This is a genomic window from Desulfobacter hydrogenophilus (assembly GCF_004319545.1).
Taxonomy (GTDB): Bacteria; Desulfobacterota; Desulfobacteria; order Desulfobacterales; family Desulfobacteraceae; genus Desulfobacter; species Desulfobacter hydrogenophilus.
Map to the genome: position 1 here is coordinate 474953 of NZ_CP036313.1, position 23954 is coordinate 498906.

The 23954-nt window shown below is 50.5% G+C and carries 16 protein-coding genes; 8 read left to right on the plus strand and 8 right to left on the minus strand.

Annotation, left to right across the window (positions count from 1 at the left end):
- Positions 1-66: 66 nt before the first annotated feature.
- From EYB58_RS02090 to EYB58_RS02100, 3 genes are all read right to left on the minus strand, one after another.
- A complete protein-coding gene (locus tag EYB58_RS02090) occupies positions 67-939 on the minus strand; it encodes a methylenetetrahydrofolate reductase (protein ID WP_111958420.1) in 873 nt (290 codons plus the stop codon).
- Between the two features lie 74 nt (positions 940-1013).
- Entirely contained in the window at positions 1014-2108 is a 1095-nt protein-coding gene (locus tag EYB58_RS02095; RefSeq protein WP_111958422.1) for an N-acetyltransferase DgcN family protein, read from the minus strand.
- A 27-nt stretch (positions 2109-2135) separates the two neighbouring features.
- Entirely contained in the window at positions 2136-3203 is a 1068-nt protein-coding gene (locus EYB58_RS02100; protein WP_111958424.1) for a mandelate racemase/muconate lactonizing enzyme family protein, read from the minus strand.
- A gap of 158 nt (positions 3204-3361) precedes the next feature.
- On the opposite strand from EYB58_RS02100, the gene EYB58_RS02105 reads away from it, so the two are divergent.
- Together EYB58_RS02105 and yaaA are read left to right on the plus strand one after the other, a co-directional pair.
- A complete protein-coding gene (locus tag EYB58_RS02105) occupies positions 3362-4642 on the plus strand; it encodes an amidohydrolase family protein (protein WP_111958426.1) in 1281 nt (426 codons plus the stop codon).
- Between the two features lie 167 nt (positions 4643-4809).
- A complete protein-coding gene (gene yaaA, locus EYB58_RS02110) occupies positions 4810-5577 on the plus strand; it encodes a peroxide stress protein YaaA (protein ID WP_111958428.1) in 768 nt (255 codons plus the stop codon).
- Between the two features lie 499 nt (positions 5578-6076).
- Here the strand turns inward: yaaA and EYB58_RS02120 are convergent, their stop codons facing one another.
- On the minus strand, positions 6077-7444 hold the full coding sequence (locus EYB58_RS02120) for a D-serine ammonia-lyase (protein ID WP_111958432.1): 1368 nt from the start codon (positions 7442-7444) through the stop codon (positions 6077-6079).
- 160 nt (positions 7445-7604) lie between these two features.
- Here EYB58_RS02120 and EYB58_RS02125 point away from each other — a divergent pair, with 160 nt between their 5' ends.
- The 5 genes from EYB58_RS02125 (at position 7605) to EYB58_RS02145 (ending at position 15941) form a co-directional block, all read left to right on the plus strand.
- Positions 7605-9164, plus strand: coding sequence for a sigma-54 interaction domain-containing protein (locus tag EYB58_RS02125; RefSeq protein ID WP_111958434.1), 1560 nt, complete (start codon positions 7605-7607; stop codon positions 9162-9164).
- Positions 9165-9341: 177 nt separating this feature from the next.
- Positions 9342-9461 carry a helix-turn-helix transcriptional regulator gene (locus tag EYB58_RS23750; protein WP_242637518.1) on the plus strand — a complete coding sequence of 40 codons (120 nt, stop codon included), beginning with the start codon at positions 9342-9344 and terminating at the stop codon, positions 9459-9461.
- Between the two features lie 516 nt (positions 9462-9977).
- Positions 9978-11417 carry a circularly permuted type 2 ATP-grasp protein gene (locus EYB58_RS02135; protein ID WP_111958436.1) on the plus strand — a complete coding sequence of 480 codons (1440 nt, stop codon included), beginning with the start codon at positions 9978-9980 and terminating at the stop codon, positions 11415-11417.
- Between the two features lie 136 nt (positions 11418-11553).
- Positions 11554-12537: an alpha-E domain-containing protein gene (locus tag EYB58_RS02140; protein ID WP_111958438.1), complete on the plus strand. Its 984-nt coding sequence runs from the start codon at positions 11554-11556 to the stop codon at positions 12535-12537.
- Between the two features lie 38 nt (positions 12538-12575).
- A complete protein-coding gene (locus tag EYB58_RS02145) occupies positions 12576-15941 on the plus strand; it encodes a transglutaminase family protein (protein WP_111958440.1) in 3366 nt (1121 codons plus the stop codon).
- A 125-nt stretch (positions 15942-16066) separates the two neighbouring features.
- On the opposite strand, the gene EYB58_RS02150 is transcribed toward EYB58_RS02145, so the two are convergent.
- From EYB58_RS02150 to EYB58_RS02160, 3 genes are read right to left on the minus strand one after another with little or no spacing between them, the layout of a single operon-like run.
- A complete protein-coding gene (locus tag EYB58_RS02150; RefSeq protein ID WP_111958442.1) occupies positions 16067-17152 on the minus strand; it encodes an acetate/propionate family kinase in 1086 nt (361 codons plus the stop codon).
- A 21-nt stretch (positions 17153-17173) separates the two neighbouring features.
- Positions 17174-18376 carry an acetate/propionate family kinase gene (locus EYB58_RS02155; RefSeq protein WP_111958444.1) on the minus strand — a complete coding sequence of 401 codons (1203 nt, stop codon included), beginning with the start codon at positions 18374-18376 and terminating at the stop codon, positions 17174-17176.
- A gap of 16 nt (positions 18377-18392) precedes the next feature.
- Complete coding sequence (locus EYB58_RS02160) at positions 18393-19595, minus strand: M20/M25/M40 family metallo-hydrolase (protein ID WP_163354467.1); 1203 nt, start codon at positions 19593-19595, stop codon at positions 18393-18395.
- 180 nt (positions 19596-19775) lie between these two features.
- On the opposite strand from EYB58_RS02160, the gene EYB58_RS02165 reads away from it, so the two are divergent.
- Positions 19776-21392 (plus strand): sigma-54-dependent Fis family transcriptional regulator, encoded by a 1617-nt coding sequence (locus tag EYB58_RS02165; RefSeq protein WP_111958448.1) that lies wholly within the window; start codon positions 19776-19778, stop codon positions 21390-21392.
- Positions 21393-21449: 57 nt separating this feature from the next.
- Here the strand turns inward: EYB58_RS02165 and priA are convergent, their stop codons facing one another.
- Complete coding sequence (priA, locus tag EYB58_RS02170; RefSeq protein ID WP_111958456.1) at positions 21450-23870, minus strand: primosomal protein N'; 2421 nt, start codon at positions 23868-23870, stop codon at positions 21450-21452.
- Between the last annotated feature and the right edge of the window lie 84 nt (positions 23871-23954).

Consider the following 23954-nt stretch of genomic DNA (forward strand, 5'->3'; position numbering starts at 1 on the left):
TAGGTAAAGATCCGCCCGGAAAAAGCCGGCATGATGATTTTCCGGGCAGATGAGATATGACTGGTTTTAAATCAGATTTTCTTTTTTTAAAGCTTCCACAATGGCCTTTGTCGAGCGGCTGCGGTTCATGGTGTAGATGTGCAGGCCCGGAACGCCCTTGGCCAGAAGGTCTTTGCATTGTTCTGCAGCATAGTCAATGCCAAGGTTAAGCACGGCATCCTTATCGCCCTTGTCCACAGCATCTATCCTAGCCTGCATGGCTGCAGGAATGCTTGCGCCGCACACCGATGTCAAAATGTTTATCAGTTTCAACGTATATACCGGCATGATGCCGGGGATAATGGGAATGGTGACGCCGGCGTCCCTGCATTTGTTCACATAAGAAAAATAGAATTCATTATCATAGAAAAACTGCGCCACCACGTATTGAGCCCCGGCATCCTGTTTCATTTTAAGATATTTGATGTCTGCCTCAAGGCTTTCGGCCTGTACATGCCCTTCGGGGTAACCAGCGCAGCCCAGGGTAAAATCATAGTTGTCTTTTATGAATTTAATCAGGTCACAGGCATAGGCAAAGCTGTCCGGATGGGGTTTAAAATCCGCATCCTTTGGCTGATCTCCCCGGATCACAAAAATCGTTTCAATTCCCAGGGCCTTATATTTGTCCAGGATATCACGGACTTCGTCCGGGGCAAGGCCGAAACCGGCAATGTAAGCCACGGTGGGGAAATTTTTATCCACAAGAATTTTGGCCGTGGCATACGAGCCGTCCCTGGTGGAGCCGCCAGCCCCGAAGGTGACGCTGAAATAATCCGGGCTCAAAGGGCTCAGGGCGTCGATAGTATTATTAAAAGATGCTTGGGTTTTATCGTCCCGGAAGGGAAAAAATTCAAAAGAAATTGCAGGCTGTTTATCTTTGTATAATTGGGTGACACGCATAAATACATCTCCTTAGTGCTATATCTGATTTGTAAAAAGGAAAGAACACGAAAGAATTCATGGGCTATCCAAACCTAATTGTCGATGAAGGCCCTGATGGTCGGCAAAAGAGTTGACAGGTCATCATTCAGGGGATCGAGCACCGGCAGTTGTGTGGTTGTCTTCAGGTGCTGTGCATACCGTATAAGGTCTTCCCGGCTGCCGCCTTCACCGTTCAGTGTCACAGCAATCACCTTTGCTCCGTACATTTCAATCAGCTTGATTTCATCTTCAGCTGAGGGCAGGCAACAGCCAAAGGCCTCTACCATATCAAAAAGTTTTCTAAAAGGCGCATGCTGCAGGATTACCCCCTTTGCATTGGCGGATACAATAAACTCCGAGCCACAGGGGCCTAAAGGGTTGCGAAGAGCAGACTGGCCCTCCAGAATCATGAGATCCGGATTGGATTTTTTTGCACATTCAACAATGGCCGCTTCAATCTCGCCGCAGACAAAATCATTGGGTGTGGCATCCAGAATAAATCCGTACGGGGAGCCCTGGAGCCACCCGGTCTGCCCGGTAAAAATCATTTCCGTCTTAATACCGTTTGCCTGGCACATCTGCATGAGCATCCGGCTGGTGGTGCGTTTGCCCAATGCGCAATCCGTACCCAACACGGCGATTTTCGGGGTGGTGATGTCAAAGACTTTTCCGGTCCAGTATTGAAGCTGGTCAAAGGGTTTGCTGCGCCTGAAATCTATGATGTCAACATTATATTTTTCGGCGGCCTCTTTGAACGTGGGAATATCTGATAACGGCATATGCAGTCCGTTGACAATGGAAATTCCCTGGGACATGACATCCAGAATAAGATCCTGCCACGCGTCATCCAGTCGTCCGCCGCACAGGGCCACCCCGATGACCGCATAATCCGGGATTGTACCGGTGACGCCGGTGAATGCCTGGATACTGGGGAAAATGGGGATGTCCCTTTGAATGCCGTCCAGCACAACGCCGGCATCCTTGCCCGCATTGACCTCATCAATGACGCCCATGATCTTGAACCGTTCTGTTCCCCGCACAAGGCCGTGAGCGGTTTTGGCATCGCTGAGGTGGAACAGCCCCTTGGTCAGGACCACGGCGGTTCCCATATAGGTCCGGGGATTATTTTCTGTCTGGGTCTGATTCATGATATCTGCTCTTCCATTTATTAATTGTTAAAGGATGCGTACACCTAAACCCGGACGATCTGTCAGGCGCATCAGTCCGTTTTCAATGATAAATCCCTGATCCACCATGTCTTTGGCAAGATCCAGGCTGCCGTCAAGATCCAGGTACCGGGTGGCAGGGCTTGCAAAAGCCGCATGCAGGGCTGCGGCAATGCTTGCAATGCTTTCATCCATACACCCCCACATCAGTCCGATGCCGCAGTGCCGGGCGATCCCGGCAATTTCAAGGCCCGGGGCAATGCCGCCGCACTTCATAAGTTTGATATTGAACAGCCCAAAAGGCCGAGGCGGATGAATCAGGGTGTAAGCATCGGCAGGTTTCTGCAGGCTTTCGTCAGCCATGGAAAAATTGCGTTCACTTTCAGACAGATCTGCCATGGCCGCTGTTTGGTCCACATGGAGGGGCTGCTCCACAAATTCCATATTCGTGTTACGCGTGCCTGCCAGAAATTTTTTGTACTGGTCCACATCGTATCCTTGGTTGGCATCCACCCGGATGCGGACATCTGCACTGACGTGTGCCTTAAGGCAGCAGACCCGTTCGATGTCTTGGTCCACATCCAGGCCTGTTTTTACCTTAAGAATCTTGAATCCCCGGCCGGTATATTCGTCGGCCTCGGCCAGCATCTCGTCAAGGCTTTTGATGCCGATGGTAATGGATGTCGGCATGGCGGTATGCACCCGCCCCAGGATCTCCACCAGAGGACGGTCCAGGACCTTACCAATGAGATCGTGCAGGGCAATATCCATGGCTGCCATGGCTGCAGGGGTTGCCGACATCTTTGTTTCCATGGTTTTAAGTCGTGAAAAGGCATCGGACAAATCCATGCCCTCAAAAAGGGCGCATGCCTGTTCGTTTAACGCCCTCTCACAGGCATCAATGCTTTCACCGGTGACATCTTCGGCCGGGGAACCGGCCCCGATGCCCACAAGCCCTGTGTCTGTTTCAAGCTGAACAAACAAATTTTCCACGTGGGTGAAGGTTTCATAGGCAATGGTGTAAGGCCGTGTTAATTCCAGGTTTTCCCTGAAAACTGTTACTTTTTTTATTTTCATATGATTTCAAAGGATATGTTTGTTATGGTTGCATCAGGGCCTGGTAAAGGCGATGTCCGGTAATCAGCACACGCGTTATAACAAAGTCGGCATCAGATTTTTGTCATTATGAAAATTATGTCAAGCGTTATCTTAAAAATATCTGAGGAAGCCATACAATGGAAAACGAAACGGTCATACACAACGGTACGCTTTTGACCATGGAACAGGGATTGCCTGTCATTGAAAACGCGATTGTCCGTATCAAAGGGGATAAAATTGCTGAATGCGGCCCTGCTGTTCCCGGCCGGAACTGGGAGGGGGCGACCCTGGTTGATGCTTGCGGGGGAATTATTATGCCCGGACTTGTGAACGGACACACCCACACCCCCATGTCCATGTTCCGGGGACTGGCCGATGACCTGCCCCTAGATGTCTGGCTCAATGAACATATTTTCCCTGCCGAGGCAAGGGATATAAACCCGGAATCCGTGGCGCAATGGGCGGCCCACTCCTGCAAGGAGATGCTGGCCAGCGGTATCACCACATGCTGCGACGGCTATTTCCTGGAAAGCCACGCGGCACAGGCCATGGCAGATACTGGTATCCGGGCTGTGGCCGGCCAGGGCGTGATTGACTACCCTGCCCCGGGGGTCCCGGATCCTTCCAACAACATTGATCATGCCAAAAATTTTATTGAGCAAACCCGCAGCCTGTCCCCGAGAGTGGCCCCGTCGGTCTTCTGTCATTCACCCTATACCTGCTCAAAACAGACGCTTGTGGCGGGAAAGAATCTTGCTCAAGACAAGGGGGTTTTGTTCCAGATCCATACCGCAGAAACCCGGGCCGAGCCGGGTCTGATCAAAGAAAATACAGGCCTGTCCGTGATCGCCTATCTGGACAGCCTGGGCATCCTTGATCCGGACACCCTTTTAATTCATTGCGTGTGGGTGGATGAAAACGACATTGAAATTATTGCCAAGCGCGGGTGCGGGGTAATCCACTGCCCGGAATCCAATATGAAACTGGCATCCGGGGTGGCACCCGTGCCGGACATGGTGGCCGCCGGTCTGACCGTAGGCCTTGGCACGGACGGATGTGCGTCCAACAACGACCAGGATATATTTTCTGAAATGGACACAGCCGCCAAACTGCATAAGGCTGTACGCCTGGATCCCTGCGTCATGGATGCCCGTACCTGCCTGAAAATGGCCACCATTGACGGGGCAAAGGCCCTAGGGCTGGGTGATGTCACGGGTTCCATACGCCCGGGGAAGGCGGCGGATATCATTGTGGTGGATACAACCGGTCTTCACATGACGCCCATGCATGACCCCTACTCAGGTCTGGTGTATACGGCAAGGGCTTCGGATGTCTTATGGGTAATGGTAGACGGCAACGTGCGCCTAAAAAAAAGACCGCCTGTCCATCCCTTGGGGACAGACAGGCGGGCCGGATAATATAGAGAAGCAGAATCAGGTTCAATATAAGAGTATCAGTAGCAGTATCAACTATTATCCCAAATTCACTGTTTCTATAGTATCGAAAGGAATTCAAGTCAATAAAAAAATTATAAATGATTTAAAAAATATTTACGCTTCAGGTAAGGCCCAAAGGATAATCAATCATGCTCAGCATTATGTCACCGTCCAAGACCATGGATCTTAATTGCAGATCCAGCCTTTTGCAAACCCAACCCTATTTCATTTCCCAAGCCCGGGAACTTTCAGACCGGCTGAAAAAATTTTCACAGGCTGAACTGGAAGAGCTAATGAAGATCAGCCCCAAGCTGGCGGACTTGACCTACAAAAGATTTCAGACATTTTCCGCAAATGCAGTAAATGACGGTGCCCGCCAGGCCCTTTTAGTTTACAAAGGCGATGCCTTTCAAGGACTGGACATTGACCATTACCAAGATCAGGATTTTGAATTTGCCCAGAAACATGTACGGATATTGTCAGGTCTATACGGCCTTTTGCGCCCCCTGGACCTGATTGAACCCCATCGCCTGGAAATAGCCACCCGGCTTTCCGGCCCCTGGGGGAAAAATATATATGAATTCTGGACAGACCGAATCACCCAAAGAATCAACACGGAGCTGGAAGAATCAAACGGCGCCCCTGTTCTTGTCAATCTGGCATCCAATGAGTATTTTAAGGTTCTCCAACGCAAACGCCTGAAAGCAAAGATTATCACCATTCAGTTCAAGGAAAGAAAAGCAAACGGTTTCAAGGTGATTGCCATACATGCCAAAAGGGCCCGGGGGCTTTTGGTCGACTTCATCATCCAGAAAAAAATCATTGAACCCAAACCGTTGAAAGGATTTTCCCACAATGGATATAGATTTAACCCGGACATTTCAACATCAAAGACCTGGGTGTTTACCCGAGAATGAATAAACCAAACAGAACAAACTTTTTTCAAAAATAATAGGTCACCCAGTGGGTGGCCCATTGAAAACAGGCAACGATTTCCACCCGGATTTAAGCTGGGCCGATGACCGCGGGCTGCTGCGAATTGACCTTTCAGAAATCTGTACTATTTTTAAAAGATTAATCGAGCATTTCAATCATGAAGGAGGGATGCGGTATGGGAAAAAAGCTCAGGGCCTGTAAGGCGTGTAAAAAGAAAAAAAACCATTTGCGCAAATCATCCGATGCATCAAGAGCATTTGTCTGTAAAAATTGTGGTGCATCGTCAACCGAAGCCAAAATGGTTTGCAAACCTGTAATGCAAAAGTTGACCTATTCATGCCAAAAATGTACACGATTATCAGATACACCCAAACGGTTGTGTAAGCCTGAAGAAATTATATAGTACTCATTTTGACGGTGCCTTCATGGCATCAAGCTCTTTATGTTAGGGCCATGAAAATTTTATTGTTTTCATGGCCCTTATGCATAGGCCGATGACGCAGCCCCTTTTGCATAATATGCCTGCATCACCGGTTCAGGCACCATGCCCCCGCCTGTGGCCCAGACGAGGTGGGTGGCGTCTGACATATTTTCAATTACCCCCTGCCGGTGAAGATAGCCCCTGCCTTCCGGTGTATTCAACAGGCCCGTGGGCCCTGTCAATCCTGCGACGGCAGAAGGTTCAAGAAAGATGGACTCCTGATCCGCCATGGTGTGCAACAGCCGATAAAGGGTTTTATCGGCAACCGAATATGAACCGCTGATCAAGGATCCCAGAGTTTTACCCACAAGGCCCGAGGGGCGCCCCACTGCCAGTCCGTCCGCATCCGTAATATTGGACAGTCCGAAATCCTGTACACTGACCTTGTCGTGAAGCCCTGTCATAAGACCAATGAGCATACAAGGCGAAGCGGTGGGTTCAGCAAAAAAACAGTGGACATGGTCACCGAAAACAAACTTAAGCCCCAAAGTGATTCCCCCGGGACCGCCGCCCACCCCGCAGGGCAGGTAAACAAACAGCGGATGTTTCTCATCCACCACCCGACCCAAAGCGTCAAATTGTTCTTTCAGGCGGTCGGCTGCCACGGCATACCCTAACAGCAGATCCAAAGAATTTTCATCGTCTATGAAATGCATATTTGGATCAGACCTGGCCTGTTGCCGTCCCGCTGCCACAGCCTGGCTGTAATCAGTTTCATACTCAACCACTGTGACACCGCACTGCCTTAAGCGCTGTTTTTTCCAAAGGGCAGCATCGGCGGACATATGAACATACACCTTAAACCCGAGCGCGGCACCCACGATGCCGATACTCAAGCCAAGATTACCGGTGGATCCCACGGCAATGGCGTAATTGGAGAAAAACCGTTTGAACTTGTCCGTGGCAAGGATTGCATAATCATCCCCAAAGCCAAGCAGTCCTTTGTCCACAGCCAGGGTTTCGGCGGTTTTCAAAACCTCATAGATACCGCCCCTGGCTTTAATGGAACCGGACACGGCAAGCAGGTTGTCGCATTTGAGCAAAAGCGTCCCACGAACAGGTACTTTTACCTGTAAATTCAGCAGTTTCTTCATATTATGGATTTCCCGCAACAGCGATTCAATGATGCCGTTACCCTCCCGGGTCTGGGGAAATATCTCTGCAATAAAGGGGGCAAACCGTTTCAACCGGGCTTGTGCATCGGCCACATCTTTGTATGACAAGGCAATGGATTTAAAAGCGGTGTCTACGGGCCGGTACTCCGGGTTTCGCCAGAACACCTCTTGACCTGCCATAATCTTTCTGATCAGGGGAAGCGTCTTCTGCCATTCTTTAATTGTTTTTCCTGAAATACGTTCAGTGTTCAAAATTTTAAATATCGATATTTAATTAGACATGGTATGTATTAGTTAAATATAATTACCCTTCCGGGTCGGGCGTGTCACCGGCCTTGTCTGTAGTGAAGACAAAAGGTCCTAAGGCGGACACCACGACGATTTTCCTAAATTTTAACAGAATGCTGTTTTTATGGACAATGAAAAAGATAAATCATGCCAGGGGAATTATGACCTGTTCAGGGAACTGGACCCGGCCGCGCTTCAAAAAAAATTTCTCAATGCCCTGCTGAAAATCCAGAATGTCAGGCGTGGATCAATCTGGATGAAACGGGGCCGGACCTATGTCTGTGTTGAGGCAGCCGGTATTGACAGCGAAAATATAGTGGGGGTTACCCTGGATGCAGGCTCACCCTCCATTGTGGGCTGGGTAATTGAAAACGGTAAGATGACCATCGCCAAACCGGGCTCCGACCGCCGTCACAACCGGGAGGTAGAATCGCATTTTGCCATAAAAAGCAGCCAGATACTGTGCTTCCCTTTACTGATAGATGGGCAGGTCTTTGGGGCGGTACAGGTCATTGACACCCACCCGGACGGTATTTATCTTAATTTGGATTCTTCACACCTTTCTCCTCTTCAAGCCCTGGTTGAGGTCTGTTCCATATCCCTGTGGAATGCCATGCGTTATTCCAGGGAAAAGAAAAAAAATCGCAGGCTTTCATCGACCCTGTCCAGGATTGAAAAAGAAAATACCATTATTGGCCAAAGCAAAGCCTTTCACACAAGCATGAAACTTGTCAAAAGCTATGCAGATACTGACTTCAATGTGCTGATAACAGGTGAAAGCGGCACCGGCAAGGAACTTGTGGCAGAACGCCTGCACCGGGACAGCGCCAGAGTGAATTCGCCCTTCCTGGCTCAAAACTGTTCAGCCATTCCCGAAACCCTTCTGGAAAGTGAATTGTTCGGGTATAAAAAAGGCGCGTTTACCGGTGCAACCCGGGACCGGTCCGGATTGTTTGAGGCGGCTGATGGCGGCACAGTATTCCTGGACGAAATCGGAGATATGCCCATGGGCACCCAGGCCGCACTTCTGCGGGTGCTGCAGAAAAATGAGATCAAACCATTGGGCGACAGCCGGGTCCAATATATCAATGTCAGAATCATCGCAGCCACCAATAAAGACCTTGTCGGGATGATCCGGGAAAACCAATTCAGACAGGACCTGTATTACCGCTTGTCCATACTGCCGGTTCACCTGCCGCCATTGCGGGACCGAAGGGAAGACATTCCGTTGCTGGCCCGGCATTTTCTATACACAGAAAGCAAAAAGGCAAAAATTCCCGAAAAAAAAATAGCCCCTGAAACCATACACCATCTGGTCGCGTATACATGGCCGGGTAATATCCGGGAACTGGAAAATCTTATCCGGTATTTGATGGTTACAACCCAAGACGAGATTATAAAACCGGGTGATTTGCCCGAACATATCCGTGAAGCCAGCCCGGATGAAATCACAAAGCACACAGATCCAATGCCTTCAGATCCCCAAACAAATGGGGCACAATGCCTGCGGGATATTTCCGCCATGACCTGGCCGGATCTTGAAAAGGCCTATGTCAGGGCGCTCATGGAAAAATTTAACTGGAATATCACCTGGGCCGCAAAGGCATCAGGCATCAACCGCTCAACCTTCGCCTCGCGCATGCGCAAACTTGACATTCACCGGGGCACCGGACCATCGTTATAGATAATTTCCTACACGTCAATACAATCTTTCTAACAGCATCAATGCTCTGTTTTTTTCATTTATATTGTATGTTATAGTGCATTATCCTGAAATAATAAGCGAGTAGTGCTATGGCCAAAACATCAAATCGGACAGTAAGCTTTTCCTGCCGTCTCAAAGAGCTACGAACACAAAGAAATGACCCAGTCTGAACTTGCCGGTCTTGTGGGCATCAAGCGCCAGGCTGTTTATGATATTGAAGACGGGCGTTACCTGACCAATACCGGGGTTGCCCTTGCAATGGCCCAAGCCTTATGAGGAAGGACTCCTGGTGGTCCCTGGGAACCCAAAAGAAATTCAGGGCGTTGCCACAAAATTGTAAAATAGGATATTCATTAAATTTTAAATAGTTTCTTTGCCGACTTTGATAATTACGTTTTTGCCTCTATGTGCTTACAAGAAACACAAAATTGTCATTTTATCCAAGTTACGTTATACTATATTCATTTTTATGCCTGACTTTATCTCATTATGTAACCCTTTCATTTTTTGGATAAATTTTAAAAATTATTTTTTAAATCATCTAAACAATAAAAAGGCACGTTTTATGCTTATATATAGCTCAGTTAAAAACATTGAAAAATAATTAAAAATAGAATAGAAGTTCCGGTTCGCAGATGCCATGCCGGTATTTCCATAACAGATGACAAATGGTGAACAGACAATAATGTTAAAAAACATTTATACGACTAGAAAAAATAACAAGGGTGCAATTCTCACCAGACACCCCTCGGAGAACCTGGTGCATGTATAAAAAAATTGTTGGAGCGGATCATGAAATTTTCAAATTATAGTCCGGCAGAATACTATGATGAACTCTTCCACAAGGACGGCACGGTCAGGGACGGTGCCAGAAAGCTCATCGACACAATAGAGTCCCTGCCGGAAGATGCGCTGCTTATAAAGCAACAGTCTGCAGAAACCTCGCTGCTACAGTTAGGCAACACCTTTAATGTGTATGGAAGCGAGGAAGGAACAGAAAAAATCCTGCCCTTTGACATTATCCCAAGAATCATTGAGGACCGGGAGTGGCAGCAAATTGAAAAGGGATTGCAGCAGCGCATCCATGCCCTGAATCTGTTCCTTGAAGATATCTACCATGATAAAAAAATCATTAAAGACAAGGTGATTCCCGAAGATCTGATCATGTCTTGCGCGGCTTACCGCAAGCAGATGGAAGGATTTACCCCGCCCAAAGGCATCTGGTGCCATGTCACGGGAACGGACCTGATCCGGGATACGGACGGCAAATTTTATGTACTTGAGGACAATCTGCGCTGTCCATCAGGTGTCTCCTATGTGCTTGAAAACCGCCAGGTCCTGAAACGCACGTTTCCCGAAGTTTTTGCAAGTTCCCGGATCCGGGCCGTGGATGAATATCCCCACAAGCTTCTGGCCACCCTTGAAAATCTACTACCAGCCACAGCATCAAACCCCAAAATCGGGGTGCTGACGCCGGGGCGGTATAATTCCGCCTATTTTGAACATTCATTCCTTGCCCAGCAAATGGGCATAGAGTTGGTGGAAGGCCAGGATCTTGTGGTGTCCAACGATCGGCTTTATATGCGGACCACCAAGGGGCTTTCGCCCATTGATGTCCTCTACCGCCGCATTGACGATGATTTTATCGACCCCAAGGTATTCCGGTCCGATTCCATGCTCGGGGTTCCGGGAATTATGTCGGCCTATTTCAAGGGCCGGGTGGCCATGGCCAATGCACCGGGCACAGGTGTTGCTGACGACAAAGCCGTGTATGCCTATGTGCCGAAAATCATTTCATACTACCTGGGGGAAGATCCCATTTTACCCAATGTGCCCACCTATGTGTGCTGGGATGACAAAGACCGGGCCCATGTGCTTGACAATCTGGATAAATTTGTGGTCAAGGCGGCCAATGAAAGCGGCGGATACGGTATGATGATCGGCCCCCACGCCGATAAGGCTGAACGTGAGGAGTTTGCCCGCCGTATCAAGGCCAACCCCAGAACCTATATTGCCCAGCCCACCATCAGTCTTTCCCAGGTGCCCACCGTTATCGGGGACCATTTTGAAGGACGCCATGTGGATCTTCGGCCCTATGTCCTTTACGGCGAGGATATCTATGTGCTTCCCGGCGGACTGACGCGGGTAGCCCTGAGAAAAGGGTCTTTGGTAGTGAACTCATCCCAGGGTGGGGGAACGAAAGACTCCTGGGTTTTAAATGACACATTTTAATTGGTGTTTGGACAAAAAGCCACCCAGCGGCGCCTTGCATCCGGGCTACTTTTCGTCCAAACACAAAATTTCGTTCAGGTACTAATTTGTTACAAAGAGAATTGATGATACGTTGGATGAAAATTAGGGAGATACCATGCTAAGCCGTGTTGCAGATTCCATCTACTGGATGACCCGTTATATTGAAAGAGCTGAAAATATAGCTCGTTTTATTAATGTAAACCTTAACCTTTCCCTGGATATGGCTTCAGACGTTTCCGGTGCATGGCAACCCCTGGTGATGACAACAGGCGACTATGACGTATTTGAAAAGGGTTACGGTGCGAATTATTCCAAGGAAAATGTGATCCAGTTTCTAGCTTTGGACCACAAGTACGGCAACTCCATCATTTCATGTGTGGCTGCTGCCCGGGAAAACGCGCGAAGCGTCAGGGAAATCATCTCATCGGGCATGTGGGAACAGATTAACAGATCCTATCTTATGCTCAAAGATGCAGCTAAAAACGACCTGGCCATCAAGGCCCCCCACCGCTTTTTCAAAGGCATAACCGCGCTGAGCCATATGTTTACAGGCTTGTTACATGCCACCATGTCCCAGGGGGAGGCCTTTCATTTTGCCTTGCTTGGCCAGCTTCTTGAACGTGCTGATAAAACCTCCCGGATACTGGACGTTAAATACTTTATGCTGTTGCCAAAACCCGAAAACGTCAACTCTCCCTATGATGTGATCCAGTGGGGCGCTGTGCTTAAATCGACCTCCGGCTTTGAAACCTATCGAAAACAATTCCACCGGATTGTTCCCAAACAGGTATGCAACTTTCTTATCTTTGATCCAAACTTCCCAAGGTCCGTCCGCTGCTGCCTGATAAGTGCCCAATGCGCCCTGCACAAAATCACCGGTACCCAAAGGGGCACCGTATCCAACCCCGCGGAAAAAAGCATAGGCCGATTATGCGCAGACCTGGATTATTCGGATATTGACGATGTAATGTCTGCAGGCATGCACGAGTACCTTGATGATCTGCAGACAAAGATTAACCAGGTGGGGATTGACATCCGCGAGACATTTTTCAAAATCCCCGATAACCAGATGGAACAAACATCTGTCCAAGTCCAGTAAAACGAACCGGATTTACCCTTTAAGGAGCATTTACATCCATGGCAATTCAAGTGGCCTTGTATCATAAGACCGAGTATAAATATGATCGCAAAATCCAGTTAGGCCCCCAAGTGATCCGGCTGCGGCCCGCCCCCCACTGCCGGACCCCGATTTTAAGCTATAACCAGACGGTTTTACCGGATGATCATTTTATAAACTGGCAGCAGGATCCGTTTTCCAACTATCTGTCCAGGCTCAACTTCCAGGAGAAAACCGATCATCTTTCCATCGTGGTGGACCTTGTGGCCGAAATGGTCACAATTAATCCCTTTGATTTTTTTCTGGAGGAATATGCCCGGGAATATCCATTTAAATATTCTTCGGAGGTAAAAAAGGACCTGGGACCTTTTTTGCAACAGGACCCTGCGGGCAGCAAATTTAAGGCGTATATTTCCAGCATCAGCCGCGAAAAAGAAAACACCATTGATTTCATGGTCCGGGTGAACCAGGATCTGCAACAAACCATCAGCTATAACATCCGCATGGAGCCCAATGTCCAGACCTGTGAGGAGACACTGACCAAACAATCCGGCTCCTGCAGGGATTCGGCCTGGCTCCTGGTCAATATATTGCGTCATCTAGGACTGGCATCCCGGTTTGTATCCGGGTACCTGATCCAGCTTGCCGCCGATGTCAAATCCCTTGAAGGGCCTTCGGGACCGGAACAGGATTTCACGGATCTGCATGCCTGGGTAGAGGTCTTCCTGCCCGGGGCCGGCTGGGTGGGGCTGGACCCCACATCCGGACTGTTAGCCGGTGAAGGCCATATCCCCCTTGCCTGCACGCCGTTTCCCAAAAGTGCGGCACCCCTCACAGGGGAGCTTGAGGAATGCGAGGTGGAGTTCTCCCACACCATGCGCGTTACACGCATCCACGAAGACCCCCGGTCCACCAAACCCTATCCCGAGGAAATCTGGACAAAGATACATGACTTGGGATTCCGGGTGGATGAAGAGATTAAAAAGGAAAATATCACCCTGACCATGGGCGGGGAACCCACCTTTGTGTCAGCCACGGACATGGAAGCCGATGAATGGAACACCGGCGCCGTGGGCCCCACCAAAAAAATAAAGGCCATGGAACTGCTCCAGCGCCTGCGCAGCAAATGGGCGCCTGGCAGCCTCCTGCACATTGGCCAGGGCAAATGGTACCCGGGTGAATCCCTGCCCCGCTGGGCCATAGGCTGCTACTGGCGAAAGGACGGCAAATCGCTTTGGCAGGACCCGTCTCTTCTGGCGGACGACACCCGGGACTACAAATTTGGTCCGGCCCAGGCAAAAACCCTGATGCAGACCGTCACACAGGTGCTGGGCGTGGATGAAAAATATATCATACCTGCCTATGAAGATGTATTTCACTGGCTATTAAAGGAACAACGCCTGCCGGCAAACGTTACCCCCGAAGACTCCCGACTGAAAGATCCCGAGGAGCGCGCCCGCATGACCCGGGTATTTGAGCAAGGCATCGGAGCGGTAACCGGCTTTGTACTGCCCATCCAAAAAGGGTCATGGAAAAGCTGTACCTGGGAACTGCGTTCCGACAATCTGTTTCTAGTGCCCGGAGATTCGCCCATGGGACTTCGTCTGCCCCTGGACAGCCTGCCCTGGGTATCGCCCAAAAAATATCCCCATGTGGTGGAAGAGGATCCCATGGGCATCCATGGCCCGTTTCCGGACCCATTGACATCCGACTCGGACAAGGAGCGCTTGCGCCGGGCAGAAAAGGAAAAGGAAGGTCAGTTCAATCTCCCGGGAAAACCCGAGACACAGACCCGGGATGATGTTGTATCCCAACGTCTTGAACCTGCCTCACATGCTGCCGATGATACCAGCGGCACTGAACCGACCATCCGCACGGCCCTTTGTATCCAGCCCAGGGACGGACGGTTGTATGTATTCATGCCGCCCATGGCCAGCGCATCGGATTATTTCGAACTCATTACGGCTGTGGAACAGGCGGCGCGCATCACAGAATGTCCTGTGGTCATTGAAGGGTACACACCACCTTTTGACCACCGAATTAATGTTCTCAATGTCACCCCGGATCCCGGGGTAATCGAAGTGAACATCCACCCGGCAACCGACTGGGGCCAGATGGTGGAGGTAACCTGTGATCTTTACGAAGAGGCAAGACAGTCAGGCCTTGGCACCGAAAAATTCATGCTGGACGGCCGGCATTCAGGCACAGGCGGCGGCAACCATATTGTCATGGGCGGACCCAGCCCCGGCCAAAGCCCCTGGCTTGCCCGGCCGGACCTGCTGCGCAGTTTTTTAACATTCTGGAATAACCATCCATCCCTGTCTTTTCTTTTTTCAGGGTTATTCATCGGTCCCACCAGCCAGTCCCCGCGGATTGATGAAGCACGACACGACACCCTGGATGAACTGGACATTGCCTTTGCCGAACTTGATAACCAGACAGGCAGTGGCTCACCATGCCCGCCCTGGCTGGTAGACCGGTTATTCCGCCATCTGCTCACGGATCTTACCGGCAACACCCACCGGGCTGAATTCTGCATTGATAAAATGTACTCCCCGGATTCGGCCGCCGGGCGGCTGGGACTTTTGGAATTCCGCTCCTTTGAGATGCCGCCCCATGCCAGAATGAGCCTTGCCCAGCAGTTGCTGCTGCGCATATTCCTGCTCAAATTCTGGAAAACACCATACAAAGAAAAGCTGGTCAGATGGGGCACGTCCCTGCACGATAAGTTCATGCTGCCCTTTTATGTATGGCAGGATTTCTGCGATGTGCTAGATATTCTACGGCGGGACGGATATGACCTATCGCCTGCATGTTTTCACCCCCACTTTGAATTCAGGTTCCCCTTTGTGGGTAAGGTCTGTCATGCGGGCGTGGAAATGGAACTGCGCACAGCCATTGAACCCTGGCATGTACTGGGGGAAGAGCCTGGCGGCGGGGGTACGGCCAGGTATGTGGACTCCTCTTTGGAGCGCATCCAGATCCAAGTAAGCGGTATGACAGACAGCCGTTACCAGGTGCTTTGCAATGGGCGGCCCGTGCCTTTGCACCCCACAGACGTCAATGCCCAGTTTGTGGCCGGCATCCGGTACCGGGCCTGGCAACCCCCGTCCTGCCTGCATCCCACCATCGGCGTGCATACCCCGCTAATTTTTGATCTGATGGATACCTGGAGCATGCGATCCGTGGGCGGATGCACCTATCATGCATTCCACCCGGGTGGACGAGGTTATGATGTCTTTCCAATTAACGCCCTGGAAGCAGAAGGCCGGCGGATTTCCCGATTCAGGGATATCGGCCACACCCCCGGCCCCATGGAGCGGATACCCCATGAACCGTTGAATCCAAGGTTTCCACATACCTTGGACTTAAGAACCCGGTACTAACGGCCATGGGCCAATCTGGTTTATCAATACATAGGCTCAGCCCACAATGAAAAGGGAGCATATTAAAATATGCTCCCTGAGTCGCAACAAATAATACGGATAAAAAGGCAAGCTAAATGGAGGAGTTATTTCTTACCAAGGCCTATATCAAGGAGGGGTCGCCAACGTATCTGATCGGCAAGAATTCGGTCAATACTGTGGTTAAGTATGTGCTCATGGATCACCAGTTCACTTCTTCCTTGATAAGCCCGCTTCAGGTGTTCCCGTAGCCAAGGACCAAGGCAATGTGCACTTGAGGCATATCGGCCCGAAAAAATAATGGCGTCCAGGCCACCCAAAACGGCTACTCCGGAACCGCAGGCCAACAATAAACGATGCCGAAATACATCCCGGGCCAAACGCAAAGACGGATCGTCCGATTCCAGAACTTCATCCAGTTGGACCGGTCGTCCGGCAATGCCGCTTAAACCACTTTTCAATGTCAATGCATGGTTTATTTGTTCGGGGCCCCACTTCTTTTTTTGAACCAGCATCATCACGATGCCGGCATCCAGCTCGCCTGAATTGGTTTGGCCGGGCAAGCCTTCCAGTGGTGTCGCACCACTACTGACCATAACAGGATGAAAGCCGTCCACGGCTACAATTTCCGGTTGAGTCTCCAGACAGATCGAAAGGCAGCGCTCCGAAAAAAAAGATCCCTCTTTATAAGAGAAATCCCGGGCACAGGCGCACGCCGCTTCGTGAAAAAGACCATGGTACCCGTAGCGACGTAAATTTGGCATGCCAAGACTGTTCACATCCAGCGCATAACGACATTCCCGCTCAGGCATGTCTGTAAAAAAGGCCGTTTCGAAAAGCAGAAAAAGCGGGACGTTGTAATACGTTTCTCGAATGGCTCTGATAAATTCAATGGCCGCGGGAACATGAAGCGGTGCTTCGGCGGATAACGCTTGAAGTTCACTTTCCGTTTCCGCTGTTACACGCCATGGATTGTGAAAGGTCGAGCCGCCATAGAGAAGACGTACCCCAATGGCATCCGTCGTATGTCCGCTGTTTTGGGTTCGTTGCCGAAGTTTTGCAAGTCCGATCCGCCAGTCCTCAAAACCATGCGCGTTCTCCATGCAGCCGGACCATTGCGATTCGACATGACCTGATGGGAAAAAATGGTAGTGAACCCGGCCGGAGATTAGATTAAGCGTCATGATATTCATAATGGTCCCTTATTGTTTTACCTAATTATTTAACGTAAGCGTTTTGAAAACCTGGCGTGCAATTGCCAGCTCCTCATTGGTGGCAACCACCAGTATCCGAACCGGACTTCCATCTTGTGAAATATCTCCCGGCAGCTGTTCTAACTCCCGGTTGCGTTTCTCATCTATACAGACACCGAAGAATTTCTGGTTTGCGCATACAACGGACCGAACCAGCGAAACGTTTTCACCAATGGTGTCGGTGAAAATAATTGCCTGGACAGGACTTGCCAACGTCAGGTACGCGCCTATATATTTACGAATCCGCCACAGATAAATCTGCAACGTTTTTTGAAAACGGCCATCCCGACTCGTGGCAGCATCCCAATCACCCAGAATGTCGCGAATATCAGCCGATGCCCCCGAAAGACCCAGCACACCGCTTCGGCGATTCAAAATATCCTCTATCCGGTCCATATCACCGGAATACAGGGCTAGCAGTTTCAATACAATGGCCGGATCAAGATCGCCGCACCTCGTGCTCATAACCAGCCCTTGAATCGGTGTATATCCCATGGTATTTTCAATTGAACGGCCATTGGAAATTGCGCACAGACTAGCGCCGCCGCTGCCAAGATGACAACTGACCGCATTAAACTTAGCCATGGGAATACCCGCTATTTTAGCGGCCTCTTCGACAACATACCGGTGGCTTGTGCCATGAAATCCATACTTTCGTATGTTCAATTCTTGAACCAAATCGGATGGCAGGGCATACTGTCGGGCGTGTTCCGGTATGGTTGTGTGGAAAGCCGTATCAAAAACCGCAACTTGTGGTAGGGATGCATAGCGCGTTTGACATTCTTCAATGAGGTCAATGGCTACAGGATTGTGGAGCGGTGCCAGATCCCGAACCTGCTGCAAGGCTTCAAAAACCGTGGGGGTAATCACAGCCGGTTGTTCAAACAACCGGCCGCCATGTGCGACCCGGTGACCTAACGCATCCGGACGTTTTCCTTTTTTTGCAAGCAGCTTTAAAATCTCATGAAATGCTTTCTGGTGTGTGGGCAAATCCATCGAAAAAACGGTATCCCGGTCCCCCTCACGATGCACAATTCTGGCCGATTCCGAGGTTACGGGACCAATTCGTTGCGCTTCTCCGGAAGCAATTTCATCTTCTTCCGGCATAGTTAAAAATCGATATTTCAAGGATGAACTGCCGCAATTGCACACCAAAATATTCATTTGAAGTTCCCGTCATTTAAATTTCATCACTTGTCCAGCCACAGACCGGAAACCCAATCAGGCCATGGGCAATGGCAGCGGTGCCATAAACACCTTGAACCACATGCTTGCCGTCAACCCATTCATCAGGACGATGTGCCTGTTTCTCGTTCCCCGGGCCGTAACCGATGGTCGGAATGTTATACTCGTTGAGCAGTGTCGCTCCGGCCGTCCCCATGCCTAAACGGCCCAGCCGCCATTTTCCCGGACGTGATGGAGAGCCGGCCGCCGCCAATACCTGACGGGAACGATCAATCAATGGATCAAACGGGTCAGTAGCCCAGGCATTGGTGACGTGTTGAACCTGCATCTTATGACCGGTGCATGACACCTGCTGTTCCCTGCAAATCCCAACCGATACGGTCACAGATGACCGGTGCTGTATCAGCAGGTCGATGTCACGTTCGGTCTCGGCCAGGACGCGTTGCGCTTGATCCGCGGCTTGTATCCGTTTAGCTGCCCGCAAAACGGCTATCCGCCCCTCTGATTCCCGGGGAAAAACCGGCGCCTGGATTGCAACCTCATGGACTCCAGAGTGGGCGCGTCCTGTCTGCGCCTCAAAGCGTTGGTAAATTCTGCCGGCAGCGTCATCAACCTGAAATGGATCCGCGCCCTGGATATTGATATCCATTTCTATCCAACCATCGTGTCCATAGTACAGACCCAGATTTGTTGGTTCACCCAGAATAGCATAATCGGGAAGCAACCCCATTTCCGGTAATGTTTGGTCCATCAAAGTCCGAACGCCAGTGCTGGCTCCGTTTTCTTCGGCCACAGACGCCGTAACCACCAGCGTACCCCGAAGCGGCAGCAGACTGCGCATCAACAATGCCCCCGCAAAAACCTGAGCAGCCAAGCCACCCTTGCAATCCGATGCGCCTGCGCCGTAAATCCGGTCCCCCTCAATGTGCATCTGGTTTGCCTCCCCTGTCTGGTGAGTATCCATATGTGAATTCAGCAGCAGAGTGCTGTTGTGCTCATGCCCGTGAATAACACCGATAACATTGCCGATCGTATCTCGGTAAACATGATGATAGCCCAATACTTCCATCTGCCGGGCCACTTTATCGGCCAGTTCATGCTCCCCCCAACTGGGGCTTGGCGTATCAATCAACTCCTGTGCAAACGCCATGACGCCCTCTCGTAATCCTTCGTTCTTCATTCTCAGTAATTCATACATTACCATTTCCTTTCGTTTTTACTTAATCAAAAGAACGAGACAATGCATTTCTCGTTCCAAATTTGCATATATATATATCTTATTGGAAATTAGTATCTTATGAATACACAAAGCATTTGACATATCATATAAAACCTTTCATTATGAAAACCTTATATTTCATAATGAAAGGTATAAGGCGTGCAAGCTAAGGATTTACGGATTGAAGAACTGGTTGATTTCTCGGCAGGTCTTATTCAACTGCAGGGAAGACGCTTGATTCTGCATGATCTTCATGCATTTGCGCAGTTCCGCAAGGATTTGCTGAGCATGGTTGGTCAGGAGCATGCCCAACGTATTCTGACACGGTTCGGGTATCTGTGGGGACAGGCCGATGCGGCGGCTATGAAACGCATTTTCAATTGGAAAGATCCCAACGAATTTTTGAAAGCAGGCCCCCGCCTTCAGACCCTTCAGGGCGTTGCCGTTGCCGTCATTAAATCATTACAATGGGATTCGAATACGGGACGTTTCAGCATGAACCTGGTATGGCATCGTTCCGGTGAAGCTGAGGAGCATCTTGCTGAAATCGGGCCTTCAAAAGACCCCATCTGCTGGATGCTTATAGGATATATCAGCGGCTTTATGACGTATGCTACCGGGCAGGAAATCTATTTCGTGGAACGTTCCTGCCGCGCACAAGGCAAAAATGTCTGTGTTGCACAGGGTCTTGACCGGACCAGTTGGGGCGAAGATATCTTGCCGTACCTGCCCTATTTTCAGCCGGACGGAATCCAGGATAAAATCCAGCGTCTAACCCATGAAATCGAATTGAAGAACCGCGCCCTGGCCCGTGCTCGACGTCATCCACAAAAGCAAAAAAAAATATCGGTTTTTTCACCGGTGGAGGTACGCAGCCCCATCTATGCACGAGTCCTTGATTCTGCCGCCCGGGTCGCACCATTTGACACGTCTGTTTTTATTACCGGAGAGAGCGGTGTAGGCAAAGAAGTACTGGCCCGGTATATTCATTCGCAATCCGACCGATCAGAGCAACCCTTCGTTGTTATTAACTGTTCAGCCTTGCCGGAAACCCTGCTTGAGGGCGAACTGTTTGGTTACAAGGCTGGTGCCTTTACCGGAGCTCGCCAAGACAGAAAGGGCATCTTCGAAGAGGCCAACTCCGGCACCATATTCCTCGACGAAATCGGAGACATCACGCCGGCAACCCAACTAAAGCTCCTTCGTGTCCTCCAAGAACGGGAAATCGTCCGCCTCGGTGAAAACCGCCCCCGCAAAATAGATGTTCGAGTCATCGCTGCCACCCACCGCGACATAAAGAAATGCGTTGCCGAACAGTCGTTCCGCGAGGACCTCTACTATCGGCTGATTGTTGTGGAGATCGAAATTCCTTCTCTACGGGCGCGTCAGGAGGATATCATCCCCCTGGCCCGCTACTTCACGAAAAAGATGGGCCGCAAATTCAAGATGTCCAGTCTGAAACTAAGTCCGCAATGCCTGGAACATCTACAAAGTTACCCTTGGCCCGGAAATATCCGGGAACTTGAGAATGCCCTGGAGAGGGCCGCAGTCTATAGCCAGGATGGCGTTATTCTACCGGAACATCTACCGCCAACCATCACTCATTCTTCGCCTTTGCGAACCATCCAGTCCGAAAAAATACCCATGACGCTAGCCGAACTTGAAAAACAATATATTCGTGCCGTGCTCAAACAGACCGGTCAAAATCGCTCACATGCTGCTAGAATCCTGGGTATTAGCGCCACAACCCTCTGGCGCAAATTAAAAAACATCTGAATCATAGTTCTTGCTATATTAAATAATTGCTGACGCATGGGAAGAAACAAGCCCTGATTAGAGCAAAGAATAGGGATCCACATCTATGGCAATGGAGACTGATTTCACCTTCTGGATGGAAGGGTCCCGGACCATGGCTGATACCATTCTGCTAAGATTGCCCGATGATGCCCCTTTTATAAGAATCTGCCATCGATAACGGGCGGAAATTTTCTGGATGGCCGCTTCAATGGGCCCCAGGATCTGGGCTTTGGGCTCCCGGGTATTGAGCTGTTCAAGAAGATCTGCGGCAAGCCGGGCATGGTCCCTTGTTTTCTCTGCATTTTTTCCTGAAATTTTGAGCTGGATCATTCGGGAAAAAGGCGGATACATCAGCGCCTTTCTAAAGGGCGTTTCCTGATTGAAAAATTCAAGGTAATCCTGATTGCGGGCGGCTTTAATGGTGAAGTGATCCGGGTTAAAGGTCTGCATGATCACCCGGCCCGGTTCCTCTCCCCGGCCGGCCCGGCCCGCCACCTGGGCCAGCAGCTGAAAGGTGCGTTCACTTGCCCTGAAATCGGGCAGGCTCAAGCTTAAATCGGCACAGATCACTCCCACCAGGGTAATGGCCGGAAAATCGTGACCCTTGGCCAACATCTGGGTCCCCACAATAATATCCACGGTACGGTTGCGAATCTGACGCAAAATTGCCAGGGTGCTGCCCTTTCTGGCCGTGGAATCCTGGTCCACCCGAGCCACCCGGGCATCGGGAAACAGGGTTTTCAGCATGGATTCAATTTTCTCCGTGCCAAAGCCCAAATTCTTAATTTTCCCGGTGCCGCAGTCAGGGCACCGGATATCAGCGGCTAAAATATGACCGCACAAATGGCACTTATAATGATCCTCGCCCTTGTGGAGGGTCATGGTCACGTCACAATGGGGACAGCCCAGGGTCTTGCCACAGGAGGCGCAGACCGGAAAGGTGGAAAACCCCCGGCGGTTTAAAAAAATCAGGACCTGGTTTCCCTTTTCAAGGCAGGAACGGATACCCCGGCCAAGCTCCGGGGTGATGATACTGTCTGTTCCCCAAGTGCCCTGGTACTTTTTCATATCCACCAGGGTGATTTCAGGCAATGTCTGGTTGTTCACCCGCCGGGTCAGTTCCAGTTGAAAAAATTTTTCTGACACCACATTCAGGCAGGACTGCACCGAAGGCGTAGCAGAGCCTAACACCACAGGACAATTGTGCATTTTCGCCCGGACCACGGCAAGGTCCCGGGCATTATAGCGCAGACCAGATTCCTGTTTATAGGAATAATCATGTTCCTCATCCACAATGATAATTCCGATGTTCCGAATCGGCGCAAAAATCGCAGACCGGGCACCAATGACGATATTGACCTTGCCAAGACCAATTTTCCGCCACTGATCCAGACGCTCTCCCTGGGAAAGCATGGAGTGGATTACTGCTATTTTCTCACCAAACCGTGCTCTGAATCGCCGTTCGGTCTGGGAAATCAGGGCAATTTCCGGGACCAGTACAATGGCACCCCTGCCCTTTTCCACGGCATCCGCCACCAGGCGCATATAGACTTCGGTCTTGCCGGAACCGGTCACGCCCACTAGCAAGCAGGGAGAAAACACATCTGCGCGCCCCTGAATCTCTTGTACAACGGCGGCCTGTTCATCGGTCAGTTCAGGCGGGGTATCCGGTGTTACCGGGTCCCCTAAAGGATCTCTGAACACCCTACGGCTGAACACCCTCAGCCACCCGGCCTGGGCCAGGGGTTTGATCAGATTCGGTGCTGTGGGCACATTGCGTTTCAGGCTGGTTAACGAAACCTCCCCAGCCTCCCGGACAATGGAAAGAATCTTCTGACGCTTGGCTGACATCCGGATCTGCTGGGTGGGCGTTTGTTTAGGCAGGGAAATAAATTTTTCGGTTTTAATCCCGGCAGTTTCCTTTTGAAGCACGACGGTGACCTGCACCAGCTCTTTTTTTTCAAGCCGACGCAGAATAGCTGCCCCGGCCGGATCCCGGCGGGAAAGGGATTTTAAAGAAATCCCATTCTTTGCAGCGGCCAACCCCAGAACCCTGGCCTCTTCATGGGACAGATCCCCGGCTTCAAGGGCTTGTGCGCCTTTAACCGAGACAAAGGCACAGGAGACATCCATACAGGCAAGACCCGCGGGCATTGCCGCTTTAATGGTATCCCCTATCGGATAGATATAATAGCCTGCCACCCATTTGAGAAAGGCAATGTCAGATTCGGGAAACAAGGGGTGGTCATCCAGCAGATCCAGCACATCTTTGGTCTTATATGGCCCGCTTTCCTCTTTTCCTTCCAGAATATAACCGGTGACCCTACGCCGTCCAAAGGGCACCAGCACCCGCATGCCGGGACAGGCATCAGGCCGAAACGTATCGGGAAGCCCGTAAACAAAAGTCTGGTTCACAGGCAGGGTAACAGCAACCTCAATGTAGTCCGTGGAAATCATGGGGGCATTGTGCAGGATAAACCAATGAATTTCAATATCCAACTGACAGTCCCCAAAAACAAAAACGGTTCGGTAATCTGCGGT

Excerpts from the sequence above, each read along its gene's own strand:
- EYB58_RS02090 (WP_111958420.1), bottom strand. The coding sequence starts at position 939 with ATGCGTGTCACCCAATTATACAAAGATAAACAGCCTGCAATTTCTTTT.
- EYB58_RS02095 (WP_111958422.1), bottom strand. The coding sequence starts at position 2,108 with ATGAATCAGACCCAGACAGAAAATAATCCCCGGACCTATATGGGAACC.
- EYB58_RS02100 (WP_111958424.1), bottom strand. The coding sequence starts at position 3,203 with ATGAAAATAAAAAAAGTAACAGTTTTCAGGGAAAACCTGGAATTAACA.
- EYB58_RS02105 (WP_111958426.1), top strand. The coding sequence starts at position 3,362 with ATGGAAAACGAAACGGTCATACACAACGGTACGCTTTTGACCATGGAA.
- yaaA (WP_111958428.1), top strand. The coding sequence starts at position 4,810 with ATGCTCAGCATTATGTCACCGTCCAAGACCATGGATCTTAATTGCAGA.
- EYB58_RS02125 (WP_111958434.1), top strand. The coding sequence starts at position 7,605 with ATGGACAATGAAAAAGATAAATCATGCCAGGGGAATTATGACCTGTTC.
- EYB58_RS23750 (WP_242637518.1), top strand. The coding sequence starts at position 9,342 with ATGACCCAGTCTGAACTTGCCGGTCTTGTGGGCATCAAGCGCCAGGCT.
- EYB58_RS02135 (WP_111958436.1), top strand. The coding sequence starts at position 9,978 with ATGAAATTTTCAAATTATAGTCCGGCAGAATACTATGATGAACTCTTC.
- EYB58_RS02140 (WP_111958438.1), top strand. The coding sequence starts at position 11,554 with ATGCTAAGCCGTGTTGCAGATTCCATCTACTGGATGACCCGTTATATT.
- EYB58_RS02145 (WP_111958440.1), top strand. The coding sequence starts at position 12,576 with ATGGCAATTCAAGTGGCCTTGTATCATAAGACCGAGTATAAATATGAT.
- EYB58_RS02150 (WP_111958442.1), bottom strand. The coding sequence starts at position 17,152 with ATGAATATCATGACGCTTAATCTAATCTCCGGCCGGGTTCACTACCAT.
- EYB58_RS02155 (WP_111958444.1), bottom strand. The coding sequence starts at position 18,376 with ATGAATATTTTGGTGTGCAATTGCGGCAGTTCATCCTTGAAATATCGA.
- EYB58_RS02160 (WP_163354467.1), bottom strand. The coding sequence starts at position 19,595 with ATGTATGAATTACTGAGAATGAAGAACGAAGGATTACGAGAGGGCGTC.
- priA (WP_111958456.1), bottom strand. The coding sequence starts at position 23,870 with ATGATTTCCACGGACTACATTGAGGTTGCTGTTACCCTGCCTGTGAAC.